This is a genomic window from Dietzia timorensis (assembly GCF_020742175.1).
In the GTDB taxonomy this organism is placed as follows: Bacteria; Actinomycetota; Actinomycetes; order Mycobacteriales; family Mycobacteriaceae; genus Dietzia; species Dietzia timorensis_A.
On the sequence record NZ_DYXM01000227.1, the window covers coordinates 1 to 2,945 of the forward strand.

Annotated in this window: 5 protein-coding genes; 4 read left to right on the top strand and 1 reads right to left on the bottom strand. The window is 68.3% G+C overall.

Annotation, left to right across the window (positions count from 1 at the left end):
• Window positions 1-437: ATP-binding cassette domain-containing protein (locus K8V11_RS11825; RefSeq protein WP_303914451.1), on the top strand; the 437-nt coding region annotated here is incomplete at its 5' end.
• Window positions 434-1,492 carry an ABC transporter substrate-binding protein gene (locus K8V11_RS11830; protein WP_303914455.1) on the top strand — a complete coding sequence of 353 codons (1,059 nt, stop codon included), beginning with the start codon at window positions 434-436 and terminating at the stop codon, window positions 1,490-1,492. The genes K8V11_RS11825 and K8V11_RS11830, both read left to right, overlap by 4 nt.
• Window positions 1,493-1,528: 36 nt before the next feature.
• On the opposite strand, the gene K8V11_RS11835 is transcribed toward K8V11_RS11830, so the two are convergent.
• On the bottom strand, window positions 1,529-2,179 hold the full coding sequence (locus K8V11_RS11835; RefSeq protein WP_303914457.1) for an NAD(P)-dependent oxidoreductase: 651 nt from the start codon (window positions 2,177-2,179) through the stop codon (window positions 1,529-1,531).
• A 158-nt stretch (window positions 2,180-2,337) separates the two neighbouring features.
• Between K8V11_RS11835 and K8V11_RS11840 the strand changes: the two genes are divergently transcribed.
• The gene (locus K8V11_RS11840) at window positions 2,338-2,754 is read left to right on the top strand and encodes a helix-turn-helix domain-containing protein (protein WP_303914460.1); all 417 of its coding nucleotides are present in this window, start codon (window positions 2,338-2,340) and stop codon (window positions 2,752-2,754) included.
• A gap of 34 nt (window positions 2,755-2,788) precedes the next feature.
• A partial coding sequence (locus tag K8V11_RS11845) for a MerR family DNA-binding transcriptional regulator (protein ID WP_303914464.1) occupies window positions 2,789-2,945 on the top strand: 157 nt, incomplete at its 3' end.

Below are 2,945 nucleotides of genomic sequence, written 5' to 3' on the forward strand. Positions count from 1 at the left end.
ACGGCCTCAATCAGATCGACATCTCGCCCGCAGCGAAGGCGGAGCGGGTCGCGGGCACCCTCGCCGAGGTCGGCCTCGGCGAGCACTCGGGCGCCTACCCCGGGGAGCTCTCCGGCGGCCAGGCGCAGCGCGCCTCGCTCGCCCGCGCCCTCGTCGGGGCGCCGGAGTTGTTGCTCCTCGACGAGCCGTTCAGCGCACTCGACGCGATCACGCGGCACACGATGCACGGGCTACTACTTTCGTTGTGGCGCCACCACGGCTTCGGCGTCCTGCTCGTCACCCACGATGTCGACGAGGCCGTCGCGCTCTCCGACCGCGTGGACGTACTCGTCGACGGGCGCGTCGCGCACTCCGAGCGCATCGAGTTCCCGCGCGCCGAGGAGCCCGACCCCCGCCACAAGGCCAGCCTCCTCGAGCACCTGGGCGTGCAGGCATGAACCATCCCCGCACTCATCCCCGCAGACGACACAGCTCCCGCACCCTGGCGCTTCTCGCGGCGTTGCTCGCCGGCGTCCTCGTATTCACCTCGGCGTGCGTCACGAGCGAGGCCGACCAGGCGAAGGCGGCCGCCGAACCCGAGCGCGTACCGCTCGATTCTCTCGGGGATCTCACGCTCCAGGTCGGCGACCAGAAGGGCGGCACGCAGTCGCTCCTGCAGGCCGCCGGCGAGCTCGACGATCTCCCGTACCAGATCGAGTGGTCGACCTTCACTTCCGGTCCGCCGCAGGTAGAGGCCCTCACGGCCGGCCAGATCGACTTTGCTGTCACCGGCAACACCCCGCCGATCTTCGGCGCCTCCTCGGGCGCGCGGATCAAGATCGTCTCGGCGACGAACATGGCCGGCGAGGGCGATCAGATCCTCGCGAAGGCCGATTCACAGATCGCCCAGGTCGCCGATCTCAAGGGCAAGAAGGTGGCCGTCGGCAAGGGCACCTCGGCGCACGGCAACCTGCTGCTGCAGCTGGATAAGGCCGGGCTCGGGATCGACGACGTCGAGCCCGTCTACCTGCAGCCGGCCGAGGCGTCGGCCGCGTTCAGCCGCGGCGATGTCGACTCCTGGGCCATCTGGGATCCATACACCGCGCTCACCGAGACCACCGAGGACGTGCGCGTGCTCGCGACGGCCGAATCGGTGTCCAACGGCGCGGAGTTCGGCCTGGCCTCGCTCGACGCGCTCGGCGATTCGCGGCGCAACACCGCGCTCGCCGACCTCGTCCAGCGGGTTGCGCGTGCCTCTGATTGGGCGGCCGCGAATCCCGACGAATGGGCCGAGAAATATTCGCAGGCCGTCGACGTGCCGCTCGAACCGGCGAAGATCGCTCAGCGGCGCCGTCAGGACAGGCAAGCTGTTCCCGCCGATGCGCTCAACGACTCCGAGCAGTCCATCGCCGACGCGTTCTTCGGCGCCGAGCTCATCGAGCCGTTCTCCTTCGCCGATTTCGTAGACACCCGCTACGCGCGCGACCTGGAGCCCTACTTCAACGAACCGTAGGGCCCCGGCCGCGCGGGTGGCGCGGTGCGTCCGGCGTCAGTAAGCGACGGTGAAGCGGGCCTTGCGGTGCGCCGGCGTCTCGATTTCGTCGACGATCGCCACCGCGAGGTCCGCGCCAGAGATGTCGGAGGTGCCGTTCGCGTCCGCGACGAGCACGTCGCCGCCGAGGCGGTATTCTCCGCGGGCCTCGCCCGGGTTGAAGGAACCGAAGTTCGCGGCGGGGCTCACGAAGAACCAGTCGAGCGCATCCTCACGCGCGCGGAGATCGTCGAGCACCTCGCCCATCTCGGCCGCCTCGGTCTTGAACGCGCCCGGGAAATCTGGCGTCTCGATAAGCTTCGGCCCTCCCTCGGACACGAGCAGCGAGCCCGCGCCGCCGACGGCGCCGTACCGCACGCCGCGGTCCCGGGCAAGATCGGCCAGCTTCGCGAGCGCCCCGCGCGTGTTCCCCGCGAGCGGGCCCCGCGGCGCAACAGCAGAAAGTATGACGTCGGACCCCGGAATCGCCCCGGCCACCGCGTCCGCGTCGAGCAGGTCGGCGGCCACGTATTTCGCGCCCTCGACCTTGTTCTCGCCCTCGGGAATCGACCGGCTCACCGACACCACCTCGTGTCCGCGCCTCGCGGCCTGGGCGACGATGTGTCCGCCCGCGTAGCCGGTTCCACCTATAACGACGATCTTTGCCATGTTCTTCTCCTTTTCGTTCCGGCTTCTTTGGCCTATAGTCACTATAAGTAACCCACTCCCTTGTGGGTAGAGAGCACTTTTCGGATACTGAGTTTCCGTTAGGTGACCATCGAGGTCGTGGCGCCGACGCGCGCGAAAGGACAACGAACATGGCTGGCGTGACCACCCCCTCCGGCACCACCGATACCGCCACCGAATGGGATCCCTTCGATCGCGCGTGCCCGTCACGGCTCCTCCTCGATCGCATCGGCGATAAATGGAGCGTCCTCGTCATCACGATTCTCGGCGAGGGGCCGCACCGCTTCTCCCAGCTGCGCACCCGGATAGACGGAATCTCGCAGAAGATGCTCACCCAGACACTTCGCGCACTCGAACGCGACGGAATGGTGAGCCGCACCGTCTACCCCGAGATCCCGCCGCGAGTCGAATACGAGCTCACCCCCAGCGGCCGCAGCCTCACGATCCCCCTGCAGGCACTCACCGAATGGGCCGTGGCGCACATGCCCGATGTCGTCCGTGCGCAGCGCCGATACGATGAGCACGCGGACGCCGCCCCTACCTCGGTCTCAAGTTAACTCGAACTTCAATCCCCAGCGTATGGTGTGGCGCATGGAGGACAAGCGCTACGAAATCACCATCGGCGAGCTCGCGACACGTGCGGGCGTGCGCACCTCCGCGCTGCGCTTCTACGAGGACAAGGGCCTCATCATCAGCCGCCGCACGAGCGGGAACCAGCGCCGCTACCACCGCGCCATGCTGCGACGAG